Annotated in this window: 15 protein-coding genes and 1 pseudogene (1 of these 16 cut by a window edge); 10 read left to right on the top strand and 6 right to left on the bottom strand. The window is 66.1% G+C overall.

What is annotated here, in order from left to right; translation table 11 throughout:
- The 3 genes in view from AC1MLZ_RS16605 to AC1MLZ_RS16595 are tightly spaced (at most 34 nt apart) and all read right to left on the bottom strand, a layout consistent with a single transcriptional unit that may run on beyond the window.
- Window positions 1-996, bottom strand: partial view of a YihY/virulence factor BrkB family protein gene (locus tag AC1MLZ_RS16605; RefSeq protein WP_480959440.1) — the 5' portion only. 252 nt of this gene lie to the left of the window's left edge; only the first 996 of its 1,248 coding nucleotides appear in the window; its start codon is at window positions 994-996; the stop codon falls past the left edge of the window.
- A 34-nt stretch (window positions 997-1,030) separates the two neighbouring features.
- The gene (locus tag AC1MLZ_RS16600) at window positions 1,031-3,529 is read right to left on the bottom strand and encodes an ABC transporter permease (RefSeq protein ID WP_480959439.1); all 2,499 of its coding nucleotides are present in this window, start codon (window positions 3,527-3,529) and stop codon (window positions 1,031-1,033) included.
- Window positions 3,526-4,200 (bottom strand): ABC transporter ATP-binding protein, encoded by a 675-nt coding sequence (locus AC1MLZ_RS16595; RefSeq protein WP_480961592.1) that lies wholly within the window; start codon window positions 4,198-4,200, stop codon window positions 3,526-3,528. The genes AC1MLZ_RS16600 and AC1MLZ_RS16595 overlap by 4 nt, the downstream gene beginning before the upstream one ends.
- Before the next feature lie 99 nt (window positions 4,201-4,299).
- On the opposite strand from AC1MLZ_RS16595, the gene AC1MLZ_RS16590 reads away from it, so the two are divergent.
- On the top strand, window positions 4,300-5,043 hold the full coding sequence (locus AC1MLZ_RS16590; RefSeq protein WP_480959438.1) for an arylesterase: 744 nt from the start codon (window positions 4,300-4,302) through the stop codon (window positions 5,041-5,043).
- Between the two features lie 133 nt (window positions 5,044-5,176).
- Window positions 5,177-5,908 carry a Crp/Fnr family transcriptional regulator gene (locus AC1MLZ_RS16585; RefSeq protein WP_480959437.1) on the top strand — a complete coding sequence of 244 codons (732 nt, stop codon included), beginning with the start codon at window positions 5,177-5,179 and terminating at the stop codon, window positions 5,906-5,908.
- Between the two features lie 3 nt (window positions 5,909-5,911).
- On the opposite strand, the gene AC1MLZ_RS16580 is transcribed toward AC1MLZ_RS16585, so the two are convergent.
- The 3 genes from AC1MLZ_RS16580 to AC1MLZ_RS16570 form a co-directional block, all read right to left on the bottom strand.
- Window positions 5,912-6,250: a WYL domain-containing protein gene (locus AC1MLZ_RS16580; RefSeq protein WP_480959436.1), complete on the bottom strand. Its 339-nt coding sequence runs from the start codon at window positions 6,248-6,250 to the stop codon at window positions 5,912-5,914.
- An 89-nt stretch (window positions 6,251-6,339) separates the two neighbouring features.
- Window positions 6,340-7,155 carry a transglutaminase-like domain-containing protein gene (locus AC1MLZ_RS16575; RefSeq protein WP_480959435.1) on the bottom strand — a complete coding sequence of 272 codons (816 nt, stop codon included), beginning with the start codon at window positions 7,153-7,155 and terminating at the stop codon, window positions 6,340-6,342.
- 14 nt (window positions 7,156-7,169) lie between these two features.
- On the bottom strand, window positions 7,170-8,075 hold the full coding sequence (locus AC1MLZ_RS16570) for a transglutaminase family protein (protein WP_480959434.1): 906 nt from the start codon (window positions 8,073-8,075) through the stop codon (window positions 7,170-7,172).
- A gap of 16 nt (window positions 8,076-8,091) precedes the next feature.
- On the opposite strand from AC1MLZ_RS16570, the gene AC1MLZ_RS16565 reads away from it, so the two are divergent.
- From AC1MLZ_RS16565 to AC1MLZ_RS16530, 8 genes and pseudogenes are all read left to right on the top strand, one after another.
- The gene (locus AC1MLZ_RS16565; protein ID WP_480959433.1) at window positions 8,092-8,886 is read left to right on the top strand and encodes an N-formylglutamate amidohydrolase; all 795 of its coding nucleotides are present in this window, start codon (window positions 8,092-8,094) and stop codon (window positions 8,884-8,886) included.
- 182 nt (window positions 8,887-9,068) lie between these two features.
- Window positions 9,069-9,371: pseudogene (locus tag AC1MLZ_RS16560) on the top strand (response regulator); the annotation flags it as partial.
- 274 nt (window positions 9,372-9,645) lie between these two features.
- A complete protein-coding gene (locus tag AC1MLZ_RS16555) occupies window positions 9,646-11,805 on the top strand; it encodes a TonB-dependent receptor (protein WP_480959432.1) in 2,160 nt (719 codons plus the stop codon).
- A 250-nt stretch (window positions 11,806-12,055) separates the two neighbouring features.
- Window positions 12,056-13,024 carry a cytochrome c oxidase subunit II gene (locus AC1MLZ_RS16550; RefSeq protein WP_480959431.1) on the top strand — a complete coding sequence of 323 codons (969 nt, stop codon included), beginning with the start codon at window positions 12,056-12,058 and terminating at the stop codon, window positions 13,022-13,024.
- Window positions 13,021-15,567 carry a cytochrome c oxidase subunit I gene (gene ctaD, locus AC1MLZ_RS16545; RefSeq protein WP_480959430.1) on the top strand — a complete coding sequence of 849 codons (2,547 nt, stop codon included), beginning with the start codon at window positions 13,021-13,023 and terminating at the stop codon, window positions 15,565-15,567. Before AC1MLZ_RS16550 ends, ctaD begins: the two co-directional genes overlap by 4 nt.
- On the top strand, window positions 15,564-15,971 hold the full coding sequence (locus AC1MLZ_RS16540; protein WP_480959429.1) for a hypothetical protein: 408 nt from the start codon (window positions 15,564-15,566) through the stop codon (window positions 15,969-15,971). The genes ctaD and AC1MLZ_RS16540 overlap by 4 nt, the downstream gene beginning before the upstream one ends.
- Window positions 15,968-16,588 (top strand): cytochrome c oxidase assembly protein, encoded by a 621-nt coding sequence (locus AC1MLZ_RS16535; RefSeq protein WP_480959428.1) that lies wholly within the window; start codon window positions 15,968-15,970, stop codon window positions 16,586-16,588. The genes AC1MLZ_RS16540 and AC1MLZ_RS16535 overlap by 4 nt, the downstream gene beginning before the upstream one ends.
- Complete coding sequence (locus AC1MLZ_RS16530) at window positions 16,585-17,655, top strand: c-type cytochrome (RefSeq protein WP_480959427.1); 1,071 nt, start codon at window positions 16,585-16,587, stop codon at window positions 17,653-17,655. The genes AC1MLZ_RS16535 and AC1MLZ_RS16530 overlap by 4 nt, the downstream gene beginning before the upstream one ends.
- The last annotated feature ends 19 nt before the right edge of the window (window positions 17,656-17,674 follow it).

Here is a 17,674-nt window from a genome sequence, read left to right as displayed (position 1 = left end):
GACGGTCGCGCCTCGTGCGCCCATCGGAGCCGACGGACCGGTCGTCGTGTCACTCGTCGTCTGGTGTTCGAGTTCCGAATTCAGCTCTGCGCCAAGCAGGAAGACATAGGCCGATAGCCACAGCCACGTCAGCAGCACGATTACTGCGCTCAGCGAACCATAGGTCGCGCCGTAATTGCCGAAGCGCGCGACGTAGACGCCGAACCCGATCGTTGCGCCCAGCCAGACCAATGTCGCGGCCAGCGATCCCGGCGTCAGCCATGCCCACTTGGCCTTGTGACGGTTGGGGCCGAACCGATACAGGCATGCGGCCGCGGTGACGCCCAACGACGCGAGTACGCCATAGCTGGCCAGACGGATCGCCAAGAGCAGGATTTCAGGTGCGCCGGGTATCAGGCTGTCGAGCAGCGCAAACGCCGCGGTCGATAGTGCGGCGACCAAGGCCAGCATGACCGCACCACCGGTGATCGCAAAGGCGAGCAGGTTCAGTAAGACGAACCCGCGCGTTTCCTTCTCCTCATACGCGATGTTCAGCGCGGTGACGATCGACGACGCGCCCTTGGTGCCGCCATACAGCGCGATGCCGAGCGCGATGACGAGCCCGAACCCCTTCTTACCTTCCGACGTATTGACGACCGTGGTGAGTTGGTCGCCGATCACGCGCGCCGCGTCTTCGGGCAACACATTGAACAGCCCGCGGATGTTCGCGACCACCGTCGTGGTATCGGCGACCAGACCGTAGACCAGCACAACGGACGCGAGCAGCGGGACGATCGCGGCGAAACCATAGAATGCGGTACCGGCCGCGATCAGTCCGATATTGTCGTCGCCGGCTTCGGTCCATGTGCGCTTCAGGACTTTCCACCATTCACGCGCCGACATCGACCAGGGGCTGGTGGCGGTATGGGCCGTCGGGTGATCGGTATCGGCCAGCGTCTTGCTCCTCGGGCTCGGTTCGGCGGGCAGATCCCCCCACCCGCCTAACGCGGCAAGCACGCAAACGTGCCGGGTCGTCGTCGCGGATCGGTGGCTAGAGTTGCCGCAAGGCCTGTGCGGGTCGTGCGCCGAGGATCGGCCATGCGCCGATCAGTCCGATAGCCATGGTCAGCCCCGCCCCGCCGAGCAACGTGGCGAGGACGGTCGCATAATCGGGGAGCCATTCGAACGTGAACAACTGCGTCACGATATACCACGCGCCGCCGAGCCCCAGCAGCAGCGCGAGCAACGACAGGATGACGCTGAGAAACGCATATTCCAGCGCCTGGACGCCAAGCACCTGCCACCGTGTCGCGCCAAGCGTCCGCAGGATCACGCCGTCATAGGTACGCGCCTCTCGCGCCGCGGCGATCGCGCCGATCAGCACCGCTATACCGGCGAGGATCGCGACCGAGGCCGCGGCGGTAATCGCCGTCGCCATCTGCGTCACGATCGCGCGCACCTGGCCCAGTACGCCGCGTACCTCGATCACCGATACCGACGGAAAGCGCGGCAGCAGCGCGCGCATCACCATCGATTCCTGCCCGGGGGCGAGATCGATCGTCGCCGCCAGGTTATGAGGCGCGTCATCGATCGCGTTGGGCGAGAAGACCATCACGAAGTTGAAGCCGAGCGTATCCCAGCTGATCCGCCGGAACGACGCGATCCGCGCGGTCCGCTCGATACCGAGCAACGTGTAGCTGAGCGGATCGCCGATCTTGAGATCGAGCACCTTGGCCAGCCGCTCGTCAATCGAGACCAGAGGCGGCCCGCGGTAGTTGCGCGGCCACCAGCGGCCGGCGGTGAGTTCGCTCCCCTCGGGCAAGGTCGCCGAATAGGTCAAACCGCGTTCGCCGCGCAGCGCCCAGGCGCCTTCCGGCAACGTCTTCAAGTCGGCGACCCGAGTCGTGCCATAGCCGGTGATGGTGCCGCGCATCGCGGGAACGGTCCGGATCACCGGGTGCGTCGCGATGCCCTCGACCGTGCGACGAAATTCGGCTTCGCGGTCGGGGGGCACGTCGAGCGCGAACAGGGCAGGCGCACGGTTCGGCACGGTGCGCGCGATGTTGGCATCGATGCTGGTGCGGATGCCTGCCAGCAAGACGAACAAGGTGAGACCGAGGCCGAGTGCGACGACTAGCGTGCCGGTCCGCGCGCCGGGACGATGCAGTCCGGCAACCGCAAGCCGCAACAAAGGGCGCTTGGACCGAGGCAGCAGTGCCGCGCCGCGCCGGACAGCCCATCCGAACAAGGCGAGCATCGCGAGGACGGCTGCGACGGCCGCCAGGAACCCGGCGCTGAGCAAAGGTTGCTCGGCCGTCGACAGCGCCAATGCGACGATCGCCGCGCCCGCACCCAGGATCCAGGGCAACGTCCGGCGCAACGGAACGCGGCGCTCGCCCGGCAGTCCGCGCAACAGCCCGGCGGCAGGAATACGTCCGGCCTCGATCAGCGGCGGCGCGGTGAAGGCCAGCGCGATCAGCATGCCATATGCGGCAGCAAGCGCGAGCGGTGCGGCCTGCACGGTGAACCGGGGTGCGACCGGCAGGACGTCGCCCGCGAGCCAGACGATGAACGGCACGGTCACGACACCAGCGATCAACCCTGCAGCGATTCCCATCGCGGCGACCACTGCAACCTGCAGCACGTAGATCCGCGCCACGATGCCCGACGTCGCGCCGAGCACTTTCAACGCGGCGATGCTCCCACGGCGAGCGGTAAGGTAGGAGGATACGCCGTTGCCGACGCCGATCCCGGCGATGACCAGCGCAGAAAGGCCGACGAGCAGAAGGAATTGACCCATCCGGTCGACGAAACGCTCGGCGCCGGGCGCGGCACGATCACGGGTCTTGGTTTCCCAGCCGCCGGTCGCGAACGCCGCCTTGAAGCGATCGCTCGCCGCTGTCGGAGAGGCTCCCGTCGGCAGGCGGATGCGGTACTTGCTCTCGTACAGGCTCCCCGGCTGGACGAGCCCAGTTCGGGCGATACCCTCGAGCGACACGATCGCGACCGGGCCAAGCGTGAACCCCTCCCCCAGCCGGTCCGGCTCGCTCGCGACGATGCCGCCGACCGTGAATGCCGCGGTTCCCAGTCTTAGCTGCGCGCCACGCCCGATCCCCAGCCGCTCCGCCAGCGCCGGCCCGATCAGGACCGTGTTCGCATCGAGCGATCTCGCGGACTCCCCGCCACGCACCGCCAACGTGCCGTACAAGGGATAAGCGGCATCGACGCCCTTGAGTTCGATCGGCACGCTGTTCGTGCCGCGCACCGCCATCGCCTGCATCCGGACGGTTTCGGAGACGGTGCCGAGGCGGGCCATCGCAGCGCGCTCGGCTTGCGTCGCGGCGCGTTGCGACGCGGCGAACTCAACGTCGCCGCCTAGGATCGCGCTACCGCGTGACGCAAGTTCGGTGTCGATCGCCTGCGTCAGGCTGCCGATCGCCGCCAACGCGCCCACCCCGAGGAACAGGCAGGCAAGCAGCAGCCGAAGTCCGCGGAAACGCAGGTCCAGTTCGCGCCGCGCAAGCCGCCACGCCAGCCGCCAGTCGCTCACCGTTGGTGATCCGCGACGATGCGGCCGTCGGCAAGTTCAACGATCCTGTCGCAGCGCGCCGCGAGGACGGGATCATGGGTAATCACGATCAGCGTCGCGCCGGTAGCCGCACGACGATCGAACAACAGGTCCATGATCGATGCGCCGGTCGCGGCATCGAGGTTGCCGGTGGGTTCGTCCGCGAACACGATGGCCGGGCGTGGCCCAAGCGCACGCGCGATCGCCACGCGCTGCTGCTCGCCGCCCGACAATTGGGTCGGATAATGGCCGATACGATGCGACAGCCCGACCGCATGCAGTTCGGCCTCCGCCCGATCGAACGCGTCCGCCATGCCGGCAAGTTCCATCGGCACCGCGACATTCTCCAGCGCGGTCATCGTCGGCAGCAGATGGAAGGCCTGCAGGACGATGCCGATGCGGCCCCGGCGCGCGCGGGACAACGCGTCCTCGTCAAGCGCCCCGAAATCCAGCCCCGCGACCTGCACTCGGCCACCGCTCGCCTGTTCGAGCCCGGCGAGGATCGCCATCAGCGAAGACTTGCCGGATCCCGACGGTCCGAGCAGCGCGGTGCTGGTATCGCGCGCTATTTCCAGGTCGATGCCCTTCAATATCGTCGTCGCCGCCGTCGATGCGCCAAGCGTCAGGGTGACATCGCGGATCGAGATCACCATGTCCTCGACAGCAAGCTTTTGGTCCTTGGCAGTAAGCTGGGGGTCGTCGGCAGCAAGCGCGGGCGCAATGTCAGTCATGGGCGAGGGGAGATCTTCACGTTGGAGCAAAATCGAAACGGCAGATGCTGGACACTCTATGGGGTCGGTACGCTGCTTCTCCAAGCGGCGTTGCTGACCGGCTGCGACAGGCACGATGCGCCGGCCGCCACTGCGCAGGCCGAGAATGCCGCGGCGCCGGCCCCTGCCCCCGTTGCCACGATACCCGCGCCGAGCGGGCCAGCACGTTTGATTCTCGCTTTTGGAGACAGTCTGTACGCCGGATACGGGCTCGATCGCGGGCAGAGCCTGCCCGATGCCGTGCAGAACAGGCTGCGACGCGACGGGATCAACGCGACCGTCGTCAACGCCGGCGTATCGGGAGACACCAGCGCCGCGGGACGACAGCGGTTCGCATTCGCGCTCGACAATCTGCCGCGCAAGCCGGACCTCATCCTCATCGGGCTTGGCGGAAACGACGTGCTGCGACAGATTGCACCTGCCGAGACACGCGCGAACATGACCGCGATACTGGAGGAGGCAAAGCGTCGTGGTATCCCGACGATGCTGACCGGGATGATGGCACCGCCAAACCTTGGCCCGGACTACACGTCGCAATTCAATCGGATATGGCCGAACCTTGCCAAGACATACCATGCATCGCTCTACCCGTTCATTCTCGACGGCGTGATCGGCGACCCCAAACTGATGCAGGCGGACCGGGTTCATCCCAATCCCGCCGGTGTGGATCGGATCGCAGCGCGCGTTGCGCCGCTCGTCGAAACGGCGTTAGGACAGGGTGGCTAGGGATCGACACGACATCGGGACCGTCCATTTGGTAAATATACCAAGCGGTGCCGATGCATGGCTCACCAAGATATCACGTTACGCGGCCGGACAAGCAGCGAGCATAACGCAGGAAAAAGGGACTCGAATGCAATTGAGCGGTTTGATCGCACGGCTAGGGCGACACCTCGATCTCACTGATGCGGAACGTCAGGCGATCCTGCATGCCGAAAAAGGCGAGCGGCGGCTGAAGGCCGGCGACGTCTTGATGGCGGAAGGCGGCGAGAGCCATGCCTTGTACGTCGTGCGCCAGGGGTGGCTGCATTCCTCGACCAAACTCGCCACGGGCGGACGGCAGATTCTGCGATTCCATTATGCGGGCGACCTGATCGGCACGTCGAGCATGGCGTGGTCCCAGGCCGCGGCAACGCTCACCGCGATCTCGGACTGCATCGTGATCGAGATGCCCAAGACCGAACTCGGACTGCTCTTCCGCGCGCAGCCGCGTATCGGCGGACTGCTCTATGCAATTGCCGCGGCCGAGAATGTGGCGATGAGCGATCGGCTGACGACGATCGGCCGGATGGGCGCAAGCGAGCGGTTGTCGACGTTGCTGCTCGATATCATCGCCCGACTGCGGGTGACGGCGGGCGGAATCGTCGACTCTTTCGATCTGCCGCTGACGCAGACGGATATCGGCGATGCGCTGGGCCTGACCAAGGTTCACGTCAACCGGACCATCCGCGCACTGGAAAAGAGCGGCGTGATCGAACGGACCGGTCGGCGCGTGAAGATCATGGACGAGGCGGCCCTGGTCGCCGCGACCGGGTTCACCGATCGCTATGGCGAGATCGAGACCGCCTGGCTGCCTGCCGCGGCGGCGTAGAAATCAGGTACGGTCGACGACGAACAGCGTCACTCGGTCGTACTTGATATCGCCGGGATTGAAGATCGCGTCGGGCACGAACGAGCGATCCGTGACCGTGATGTCCTTGAGCCCCGCCAGCTTGAACGTGCCGAGCTTGATCTCCTTGGGCGGTAGACCGTCGCGCTCCAACGTCACCGCATCGACGAACACGTCGTCATGCTTGGTGTACAGGATATGCGGCGCCAGCGTGCAGACCATCCGGTTATAGGTGGCGGTGATGCACTTGCGCAGAGCGATCGCCTGCAACAGCAGGGCATTCGCGTTGGCCGGGGCGGACTGGTCGTCGGAGGTTGAAGTCATGTTGTGCATCGCAGCATAAGTTGGGGGATCGGAGCCGTTAGGCCCAAGGCGACGGTCGCGACAAGGCCTAACTTGACGCTAGGGCAGGTTTAGGGCGCCGTCACCACTTCCTCGGTGTGGACGTCGAAGCCAACCAGGCGCGCCGGACCGAAGGTCGTCGTAAGCGCCGTATCGGTCGCGTCCCTCCCACGTGCCATCAGGATCCGGCCGATCCGAGGCCGGTTGTGGCGTGCATCCAGCGTGTGCCATGTTCCGCCGAGATACACGTCGAACCACGCCGAGAAATCCATCGGTGCGTCGACCGGCGGGATGCCGATATCGCCAAGATAGCCGGTGCAATAGCGCGCCGGGATGTTCATGCAGCGGCACAGCGTGATCGCAAGGTGGGCGAAATCGCGGCACACACCTTGGCGCTCCTGATAGACGTCCCAGGCGGTCTTGGTCGGGCGCGCGTAGTGATAGCCGAACTCGACGTGATCGTGCGTGAAGTCGACGATCGCCTGGACGCGCTGCCAGCCTGCAGGGACATGCCCGAACAGCGACCAAGCCGTCTCCGACAGACGATCGGTCTCGCAATAGCGGCTGCCGAGCAGGAAGATGAGGATGTCGTCGGGCAGGTCCTCGACCGCGTGCTGGATCGCATCGGGCGTCACGGGATCGGGTTGCCCGCTATCCTCGATCGTGAAGTCGCACGACAGCGTCAGCCCGCCTTTGGGGACGGTGATGCGCGTGCAGACATTGCCGAACGCATCGAGATAATCATACGCCGGCACGTCGGGGTCGTCGACGATCCGGTGCGGGGTAACGAGATCCTTGTTGCGGGAGGGGTGGATGCTCAACATCGTCAGCATCGGTGTCGCCACATCGGTTTCGAAGCGGATGGTATAGCCAGCGCGGATCAGCATCGAAGTCCCCCTTATCAAACCGTTCGCGAGTGTTGATAGTCTGCGGCAACGTCGTCCACGGTGATGTCGACCGACACACTCATGTCGAGAAAGCTCCCCGGAAAGCCGCTCCAGGTGCCCGAGACCGGCACCGCCTGATAGATGTCGCGCGCGACCGCGACGCGGACGAGGCCGCGATTGCCGACGATGCCGTTGGTCGGATCGAACTCGACCCACCCCGATCCGGGCAGGTAGACGCGAACCCAGGCGTGGGTGTTGCCGCCGCCGGTCCGCTGCTCGCGACTTGTCGGGTTATAGACATAGCCCGAGATGAACCGTGCCGCGAAGCCGAGTGCGCGGACCGCTTCGATCATCAGCATCGCGTAATCACGGCACGTGCCCTTGCGCTTGGCCAGCGTCTCCATCGGCGACTGCGTACCCTTCTCGGGACGCGGGACGTAGGTGAACTCGCGCCGGATCGTTGCCGTCATCTCGGACAGCATCGCGAGCGTGTCGGTCGGTCCGCCGGTCCCGACGAACCGCCGTGCCCAGGTGTCGATCTCGCGCAGTGGATCATGATGCTGGCGCTCGATCGAACGAAGCAGGTCGGGCATCTCCTCCGACGAATAGGTGAAGGGATACAGCCGCGCGTAATCCTCGATATCGACGTCCTGCAGCTCCGCCGGGGTGTGGAGCAGGCGCACCGTGCTGTCGATGACCAGCTCCCGCGCGCGCTTGTTGAAGGTGGCGATCGCGACCGAATTGCCGAACACGTCCTGCAGCCAGCGGACGTCGGAGGGCTCGGGGCTGATCGTCAACTGCGCGTCGATCAGATGCTGGTCGTAGCTCTCGCGAGGGCGAACCATGATCCGGTGCTCGCCAAACGCAACCGGATTGCGGTACGAGTATTTGGTTACATGAGAGAGCGTTAGAGATGGCATCCGGAATCCACGTCGCATGAACAGCAATGTCAGCCAATCGCTGCTTACGACCGAGGATACCCCTCCGGTCACGGTGATCAACCCGGCAGGCGCATCATCGTTCCTGCTGATCGGCGATCATGCGGGAAAGGCGGTTCCGATGCGGCTGGGCTCGCTGGGGCTCGGCGAGGCGGACCTGTCGCGCCATATCGGCTGGGACATCGGTATCGGCGAGCTTGGCGTCCTGCTGGCCGAGCGGCTCGATGCGGTGTTCGTGCGACAGACCTATTCGCGGCTTGTGATCGACTGCAATCGCAGCCCGGACCAGCCCGACGTCATCGCCGCAGTGAGCGACGGGACCGTCGTGCCGGGGAATGCGGGGATGACCCAGGTGGATCGCGCGGCACGCTTCGCCGAAATCCACGAGCCCTATCATGCCGCGATCGATGCCGAACTCGCGCGCCGCGATGCACTGGGCATGACCACCGTGGTTATAGCGCTGCATAGCTTCACGCCCCTGATGAGCGGCCCGATGCGCGATCAGGAACGGCCGTGGCAGATCGGCATCCTGCACGACGGCGGCGACACGGCGTTCGCGCACGCCCTGATCGGCGTGTTGCGAACCGAGGCGGATCTCACGGTCGGCGACAACGAGCCGTACCGGATGGACCTGATCGACTACACGATCCCGCGCCATGCCTACCCTGCCCGCCCCTATGCCGAAATCGAAATCCGGCAGGATCTGCTCGGCTCGGCCGAAGGATGTGCAGACTGGGCTGATCGCCTGATGCGGCTGCTTCCTCTGGCGCTCGAACGGGTGGGCGAAATCTGAACTGGCATGATCCGACCTGCCGTGGGATCGTCTGTCACGTTGATGCGTTGGCCCGCCGGCCTTGTCACGTGAGGTCGCGCCCTCCGACGTTCGAGATGTAATGCAGCGACCCTATACCACGCCGAATGCCGCAATCCCGGCGCAGGAGCGTTATCAGGCATTGTTCGAGGCGATCGACGCAGGAACTGGGCTATGCGGCGATCGAAGCGGCGGATGGCGCCTCCGGGTTGAAGCTGCTGCAATCGGACCTGCGCGTCGACCTGCTGGTCACCGATGTCGGCTTGCCGGGCGGGATGAACGGACGCCAGATGGCGGACGCAGCGCGCATTGGACGGCCCGACCTGAAAATACTGTTCATCACCGGCTATGCGGAGAACGCGGTGGTGGGCAACGGCCATCTCGATCCCGGCATGCACGTGATGACCAAGCCGTTTGCGATGGAGGCGCTCGCCGGGCGGATCAAGGAATTGATCGTTGCGGGGTAAGTCGCGCAGAGGCGGCCGTTGAGCCCGGCCGATGCGGTTCTGCCGCCTTCTGCAGTGTTCACGATCGGGCGTGACGAGCGTTGCCATCCTGCCTCGGTCCAGCCTTCGCTGCACGGCCTGGGACGATAGCGTCGCCATTACGCGCTGCCCCCGACTATGTTGCCTTGCAGCAACAGCGCGGGAGGTATCGTCGCACATGGCATTCTTGTCACTTGATATGATGTATCATCAAATATACCCGCAGTGTCGTACAGGGACGACACAAGGGAATTTCATGAAGACGATGCTGTTCGGCGCTACCGCCCTGGCTGCGCTCCTCGCCTCTCAGGCTCACGCTCAGACTTCCACACAGGGCGCGGACTCCGCATCCCCAGCGTCGGTCGGCTCGACCAACCAGCGCGACATCATCGTCACCGCACCCCTGCAGACCAGCGAGCGCGACGTGTTGCAGGGCACCACCGTTCTCACCGGCCAGGAACTCACCCGCCAGCTGCGCCCATCGATCGGCGAAACGCTCGCGCGCCAGCCCGGCGTGTCGGCCTCCTCGTTCGGCCCGAGCGCCTCGCGTCCGATCCTGCGCGGCTTCCAGGGCGACCGTATCCGCGTGCTGACCGATGGGATCGGCTCGATCGACGTCTCGAACACCTCGGTCGACCACGCGGTCATCATCGACCCGCTGCTCGCCGAGCGCATCGAGATCCTCCGCGGGCCGAGCGCGCTGCTCTACGGGACGTCGGCGGTCGGCGGCGTCGTCAACGTCATCGACACGCGCATTCCGCGGTCGGTGCCCGAGAACGGCTACCGCGTGAACGGCATCGCCAATTATGGCTCGGCGGCGAACGAGCGGTCGGGCGGCATGGCGGGCGACGTCGCGGTCGGCCAGCACCTCGTGCTGCATGCCGATGGCTCGTATTTGAAGTCGGGCGACCTGCGCACCGGGGGCTATATACTCTCGCGCGACGCCCGCGCGCAGGCGCTGGCGACGGCGGCCGCGCAGCCGGTCGACCCGAACGAGGCCGATCCGATCGACTATGCCGCATCGGCGCAACTGAAGGGCAAGCTCCCCAACACCCAGTCCGAGACATGGACGGCGGGCGCGGGCGCGTCGATCATCACCGACAATGGCAGCCTCGGCGTGTCGTACAGCCATTACGACAGCCTGTACGGCGTGCCGATCCGCTACGCCACGCAAGCCGGCCAGGAGCAGGAAGCACCACGGCTCGACATCGTCCAGAACCGCGTCGACCTGCGCGGTGAGATCGATACCGGCGGCGACGTCATCAGCAAGATCCGCGTCCGCGTCGGGCAAGCGAGCTATCGTCATTTCGAACTCGAGGAGGACAACTCCGTCGGCACCGCCTTCTACAACAAGGGCCTCGAAGGGCGCCTCGAAGTCGTCCAGGCGAACCGTGGCGGCTGGCAGGGCGCGTCGGGCGTGCAGTTCTACAACCGCATCTTCGACGTGGTCGGCGAAGAGGCCTTCCTGCCGAAGAACGAGACCAACCAGACCGGCCTCTTCACGCTCCAGCAATACGAGGCCGGCAAGTTCCGCGCCGAGGGTGGCGTGCGCTACGAGATCACCGATCTTGCCGCACGGACGCTTGCGGATGACCTGCGCTTCTTCCGTGGCAGCCAGAGCTATCATTCGGTGTCGGGGTCGCTCGGTGCCTCCTACGCGCTGACCGACAGCATCCGCGTCGGGCTGAACGGTTCGCGGACCGAGCGTGCGCCGTCGGCCGAGGAACTGTTCGCGAACGGCGCGCATGCCGGCACGCAGGCCTACGAGCTCGGCAATCCGAACTTCCGGCTCGAGAAGTCGTGGGGCCTCGAAGCGACACTGCACGCACATGGCGACGGTTTCAGCTTCGACGCGTCGGCCTATTACAACTGGTTCTCGAACTATATCTCGGAGAACCAGGTCGCCTCGTCGGTCTGCCAGGCGGCGGCCGATCCATCGGGTCGCACCGTCGACCTGCCCTGCTTCCAGTATCAGCAGGCCGATGCGCGCTATTACGGGTTCGAGGCGGATGCGTCGGTGAAGGTCGCGCAGATCGGCGGCTATGCGGTCAACGCCGACGTGCTGGGCGATTACGTCCATGCCAACATCGTCGACCAGGGCCCGGTCCCGCGCATCCCGCCGATGCGCGTGCTCGGCGGGATCGAGGCGCAGGGCGACCGGCTGAACGGCCGCGTCGAGGTCGAGCACGTGTTCGACCAGAACCGCATCGCCGCGTTCGAGACGAAGACCAACCAGTACACGATGGTCAACGCCTCGATCGGCCTCAGCCCGTTCGGCAAGGATTCGAAGACGACGTTGCTGCTGAGCGCGAACAACCTGTTCGACGTGAACGCACGGCGCGCGACGAGCTTCCTGAAGGATTTCGGGCCGCTTGCGGGTCGTGATTTCCGGGCGACCCTGCGTTTCGGGCTGTAAAGCGACCGCGATCCTCCCCCGCCAGGGGGAGGTGGCTGGCTCTTGCCAGACGGAGGGGGAGGCGAGCGAAACCTCGGCTCCGTGTCCTCCCCCTCCGTCACCTTCGGTACCACCTCCCCCTGGCGGGGGAGGATCGACCCGGCGCCGTATTGCTGTCCTTCGCCCAACATGAACTAACTGTCATTTTCGGGTTTACGCCGCCCCGCCCTCACGTTTAGAAAGCCCTCTTCAAACGGGTGGCAAGGTGATGATGCGGAAGGCTATTTCTCTTTCCGTGGGCGCGTGCCTGCCGCTGTTGGCGGCGTGCAACCAGCACCAATCGACGCTCGCGCCGTTCGGTGAGGAAGCGGACAAGGTCCGTTCGATCACCATCGTTCTGGTCATAGGCGCCATCATTCTCGCGGGTGGCCTCGCGCTGCTCATGCGCCACGCGATGCGCGCGCCGGAAGGTCGGCTGACGCACCAAGGCGGGATGAAGCTGGTGCTGTGGCTCGGCGGCATCGGACCGTCGATCATCCTGCTCGCGCTGCTGCTCTACGCGCTTCCCGCGATGCGCCCGCGCGAAGTCGCCGACGGAGATCTCCGCATCGGCGTCGAGGGCGAGCAATTCTGGTGGCGCATCCGTTATGCACCGCCCGGCGGTTCAGTGATCGAAACCGCGAACGAACTCCGCCTGCCCGTCGGCCGCACCGTCGAACTGTCGCTGCGCAGCCCCGACGTCATCCACAGCTTCTGGGTGCCGGGCTTGGCGGGCAAAATGGACATGATCCCCGGCCGCACCAACCGCCTCGTCGTCCGCGCGACCAAAGCCGGAACCTATCGCGGCGTCTGCGCGGAGTTCTGTGGGCTCGGCCATGCGCTGATGGCGTTCGACGTGATCGCGATGGAGCCGGCCGCGTTCGAGCGCTGGCTTGCCGAGCAGAGCCGCCCCGCGACCGTCACCGCATCACCCGGCGCCCGCCTGTTCGCGAGCTATGGCTGTAGCGGCTGCCACACCGTCCGCGGTGTTGGCCCGGTCGCCAAGATCGGCCCCGACCTGACTCACTTCGGTTCGCGCCCGACGCTTGCCGCCGGCGTCCTGCCGATGACCCAAGCCAACATCGCCGGCTTCGTTCGCAACCCGGCCAAGACAAAGCCGGGCGTGCGCATGCCCGCCTTCCCGCAGATGTCACCCGCCGAAGCCGACCAGATCGCCAGCTACCTCCAGGGGCTCAAATGACCAACGAGAGCACCCCGTACGTCGCCCCCGACCAGAACGATCCCGCCGTCCGCAAGGCGCAGGAGGATCGCCTGCGCGAAGTGTGGAAGCCACCCTCGGGCTGGTTCTTCCACTGGACCGACGTCAACAACAACCGGATCGGCGTCTGGTACACGCTGACCGCGTTCGGCTTCATGCTGTTCGCGGGCGTGCTGGCGCTCATCATGCGGACGCAGCTGGCGGTCCCGAACAACGACCTCGTGACCGCGAACACGTTCAACCAGCTGTTCACGTTGCACGGCTCGATGATGATGTTCCTGTTCGCGGTGCCGATGTTCGAGGCGGTGTCGATCATCCTGCTCCCGCAACTGCTCGGCGCGCGCGACCTGCCGTTCCCGCGGCTGTCGGGGTTCGGCTATTGGAGCTTCCTGATCGGCGGCGTGTTCGTGTCGGGCTCGATCTTCTTCGACGCGGCGCCCGATGGCGGCTGGTTCATGTACCCGCCGCTGACGACGCGGACCGACCTCAGCGGACTCGGCGCGGACATCTGGATGCTGGGCCTCAGCTTCATCGAGGTGTCGTCGGTGGCCGCGGCGGTCGAGCTGATCGTCGGCGTGCTGAAATGCCGCCCGCCCGGCATGCGCCTCAACCTGATGCCGCTCTACGCCTGGTACATCCTGGTCGTCGCGGTGATGATCCTGTTCGCCTTCCCGCCGTTGATCGCCGGCGACGTGCTGTTCGAGATGGAGCGGCTGCTGAACTGGCCGTTCTTCAATGCGGAGAAGGGCGGCGACCCGCTCCTCTGGCAGCACCTGTTCTGGATCTTCGGCCACCCTGAAGTCTACATCGTCTTCCTGCCGTCGATCGCGCTGTTCGCGATGCTGATCCCGACCTTCGCGCAGCGGCACCTGCTGGGCTATCCGTGGATCGTGCTGGCCGCGGTCGGCACCGCGTTCCTGAGCTTCGGGCTGTGGGTCCACCACATGTTCACCACCGGGCTCCCTAAGATCAGCCTCGCCTTCTTCGCTGCCGCGTCCGAAGCGGTGGTGATCCCGACCGGCGTTCAGATCTTCGTGTTTATCGCGACGCTTTGGGCCGGCAACGTCAAGAAATCGACGCCTTTGCTCTACGCGACCGGCAGCCTCGCGGTATTCGTGATCGGCGGCCTGACCGGCGTGATGGTGGCGGTCGCCCCGTTCGACTGGCAGGCGCACGACACCTATTTCATCGTCGCGCATCTCCATTACGTGCTGATCGGCGGCACGTTGCTGCCGCTGTTCGCCGGGCTGTATTATTACTGGCCGCTGGTGACGGGCAAGAAGCTGAGCGACCGGCTCGGGCGGATCGCATTCTGGATCATGTTCGTCGGCATGAACCTGACCTTCTTCCCGATGCATCTGTCCGGCCTGCTCGGCATGCCGCGCCGCGTCTTCACCTATCCGGAGGAACTCGGCATCGGCGGGCTCAACCTCGCCTCGACCGCCGGCTCGTATATGTTCGCAACTGGCGTGCTGATCGTCTGCATCGACCTCGCTTTGTCGCCACGCCGTCCGAAGGCCCCGCGCAACCCGTGGAATGCGGGCACGCTGGAGTGGCTCGCGCTACCCGAGGACGAGGATTGGGGCATCCGTTCGGTGCCGCTGATCGAGAGCCGCTATCCGATCTGGGACCAGAAGAACTTCGTCCAGAAGGTCGACGAAGGCCGCTTCTTCCTGCCCGACGCGGAGGAGATGCGGCGCGAGTCGATCATCACCACCGTGCTCGATGCGCGCCCGTTGCAGGTCATCCGCCTTGGTACGCCGAGCGTGAAGCCGATGATGACCGCGGTCGCGCTGGCCGGCGTGTTCATCCTGACGACCTACCATCTCTATCTCCTGTCGGCGTTGAGCGGCGTCGCGACGCTTGCCTGCGTGCTGTGGTGGCTGTGGACCGGCACCGCCGAGATCCCCGAAAAGCCGACCAAGCATATCGGCCACGGGATCGAAGTGCCGCTCTACACCTCCGGCCCGTCGGCGCCGGGCTGGTGGGCGATGTTCATCACGATGATGGCCGACGCGACCGCGTTTTCAGGCCTCGTGTTCGGCTATTTCTTCTTCTGGACGATCCACAACGATTTCCCGCCGAGCGGCGCAGGACTGAACGGTCCGGGCGTATTCTGGCCGATGGTCGCGTTGGCGCTCACCCTGGCCGGCTGGGCCGCGACCGTCGGCGCGCGCGAAGTGCATCGTCGCGGCAACGTCGGTGCGGGTCGCGCGCTGCTGATCGTCGGGATGGTCGCGACGCTGGCGAGCCTGTTCGCCGGGCTCGCCGGACCGTGGTATTCGGGGCTCGATCCCGAACTCCACGTCTACCCCGCGATCGTCTGGACTCTGGCGATCTGGACCGCGGTGCACGCCGCGATCGGGGTCATCATGCAGGCCTATACGCTCGCGCGCAGCCTCGCGGGGAAGATGACGCCGGTCTATGACGCCGACCTGCGCAACATCACCGTGTACCACCATTTCCTCGCGCTGACCGGCATCGTGACGTTCTGCACGATCGGCCTGTTCCCGGGGGTCGCATGACGGACAAACCCGAGCGGCGGCGGTTCGGCCATTGGGCGCGCGACCTGAAGGTCACGTTGTGGACCCTGATCGTCCCCCCGACGATCTGGGCCGTGCATTTCCTGTTCTGCTATCTGTGGGTGGCGGTGACGTGCGCGAAATCGTCGACGCCGCGAACGGCATTGACCGGGTTCCCGTTCGCAACGCTGATCGCGACGATCCTAGCCCTGCTCGGCATCGTCGCGGCGGGCTATATCGCCCGCGTCCAGTCCGAGACACCGGGCGATCCGGCACCGCATCAACAGGGCACCGAGATCGACCGGCTACGCTTCCTGGCGCTGTCGACACGGTTGCTGGCGGGGCTCAGCTTCGTCGCGGTGATCTTCACGGCGCTACCGGTCATCATGTTCGGCGATTGCCGATGAGACGCGCGAGCCTTGCACTGGGCGGCTCACTCCTCCCGATCGGCTGGGCGTTCGCCGCCGCGCCGCTCGGCATGGTCGGGCACATGACGGGCCACATGATCGCGGTCGCGGTCGCAGCGCCGTTCCTGGCGTACGGCATCGCCGGCAGTCGGTTCGATCCGGCCGAGCGCTGGCCCGCGATCGTGACCCCGCTCGCGATGTCGCTGGTCGAGCTGGTCGTGGTGTGGCTCTGGCACCTGCCCGCGTTGCGGCTCCGTGTCGACATGCAGCCACTCGCGTTGCTGATCGAACAAGCGAGCTTCCTCATCGCGGGCGTGCTCCTCTGGAGCGCAGCCCTCGGCACCCGCAGCGGCGGCGCGACCGATCGCCGCGCGTCGGGAGTCGCCGCGTTGCTGCTGACCTCGATGCACATGACGCTGCTCGGCGCGCTGATCGGCCTCGCCCCGCGACCGCTCTACGCGATGATGGAGATGCACCCGGCCATCCACGGTCTCGACGCCCTCGAAGACCAGCAACTCGGCGGCGTCGTCATGCTGATGGTCGGCGCGGCGAGCTATTTCATCGGCGGGCTCGCGATGCTCGGCGGACTGTTGAAGACACGGAGCGCGACCGCATGAGGATCCGGATAACCTGGGCGCGCGCCGCCGCCGCCATCGTCGCGCTGGCGCTCGCCGGGCTGTTGTTCGCCTGGTCGGGCGTGTTCAACATCGCCGCCTCGTCCGGCCATTGGAAGGTCACCGACTGGTTCCTCCACTGGACGATGCGCAACTCGGTCCGCACGCACGCCGCGTTCACCGCGCCCGACGATCCTAAGGCGAACGCGGGGCCCAAAGCGAACGGCGGCCTCGTCAGCGCGGCCGGCCACTTCAAGGCAAGCTGCGCCTCGTGCCACGGCGCCCCCGGCGTCCGCCCGCTTCCCGTGATGCAGTCCGCGACTCCGCCCGCGCCGAACCTGTCGATCAACGCGCGCGAATGGACCGACAGGCAGATCTTCTGGATTCTCAAGCACGGCGTCAAATACACCGGCATGCCCGGCTGGGCCGCCAAAGACCGCGACGACGAGGTTCGCCGCATGGTCGCCTTCGTCCGCCTGTTGCCCGAAATGTCGCCGGCCACCTATCGCGCGCTGACCGATGTCCCCGCCCCGCCCGTCAAGGCGCCCGGCAAGACCGACGACGCCAGGATCGCCACGTGCGCCGGCTGTCACGGCACGGACGGAAACGGTCGCGGCCAGCCGGACATCCCCGTGCTCGGCGGCCAGAGCCCTGCGTATCTCCGCGCGGCGTTGCAGGCCTATGCCACCGGCAGGCGGCAGAGCGCGGTGATGTCCAACGCAGCCGCGACGCTGAACCCGGCCGAGATGACACGGCTGGCCGATCACTTCGCCGCGATGCCGGGCATAGGCCGCGCAACGCCGTCGGGCTCGACCCAAGCCGCGAAGATCGCGCGAGAGGGGTTGCCGAAAGTCCAGCTCCCCGCCTGCTCGAGCTGCCACGCCCCCGGCAAGCCTTACCCGGTTCTAGCCGGCCAGCGCGCTAGCTACATCGCGCAACGCCTCCGCCACTGGCGCGGCGAGGAGACGGTGGTCGATGCTCGCAAATCGCAGGCGACGATGCCGGTCATCGCCCGCCGCATTCCCGAGGACATGATCGACCCGCTCGCGCGCTATCTGGCGGGCCGCTGAAAGAACGCCGCCCCGGATA

It is taken from the genome of Sphingomonas sp. PEI4 (genome assembly GCF_056679955.1).
The sequence above is the reverse complement of the archived record's forward strand: the minus strand, read 5'-3'. Positions and strand labels throughout refer to the sequence as shown.

Coding starts and splice junctions, on each gene's coding strand:
- AC1MLZ_RS16595 (WP_480961592.1), bottom strand. CDS start 4,200: ATGGTGATCTCGATCCGCGATGTCACCCTGACGCTTGGCGCATCGACG.
- AC1MLZ_RS16580 (WP_480959436.1), bottom strand. CDS start 6,250: ATGACTTCAACCTCCGACGACCAGTCCGCCCCGGCCAACGCGAATGCC.
- AC1MLZ_RS16575 (WP_480959435.1), bottom strand. CDS start 7,155: ATGCTGATCCGCGCTGGCTATACCATCCGCTTCGAAACCGATGTGGCG.
- AC1MLZ_RS16570 (WP_480959434.1), bottom strand. CDS start 8,075: ATGCCATCTCTAACGCTCTCTCATGTAACCAAATACTCGTACCGCAAT.
- AC1MLZ_RS16565 (WP_480959433.1), top strand. CDS start 8,092: ATGAACAGCAATGTCAGCCAATCGCTGCTTACGACCGAGGATACCCCT.
- AC1MLZ_RS16555 (WP_480959432.1), top strand. CDS start 9,646: ATGAAGACGATGCTGTTCGGCGCTACCGCCCTGGCTGCGCTCCTCGCC.
- AC1MLZ_RS16550 (WP_480959431.1), top strand. CDS start 12,056: ATGCGGAAGGCTATTTCTCTTTCCGTGGGCGCGTGCCTGCCGCTGTTG.
- ctaD (WP_480959430.1), top strand. CDS start 13,021: ATGACCAACGAGAGCACCCCGTACGTCGCCCCCGACCAGAACGATCCC.
- AC1MLZ_RS16540 (WP_480959429.1), top strand. CDS start 15,564: ATGACGGACAAACCCGAGCGGCGGCGGTTCGGCCATTGGGCGCGCGAC.
- AC1MLZ_RS16535 (WP_480959428.1), top strand. CDS start 15,968: ATGAGACGCGCGAGCCTTGCACTGGGCGGCTCACTCCTCCCGATCGGC.
- AC1MLZ_RS16530 (WP_480959427.1), top strand. CDS start 16,585: ATGAGGATCCGGATAACCTGGGCGCGCGCCGCCGCCGCCATCGTCGCG.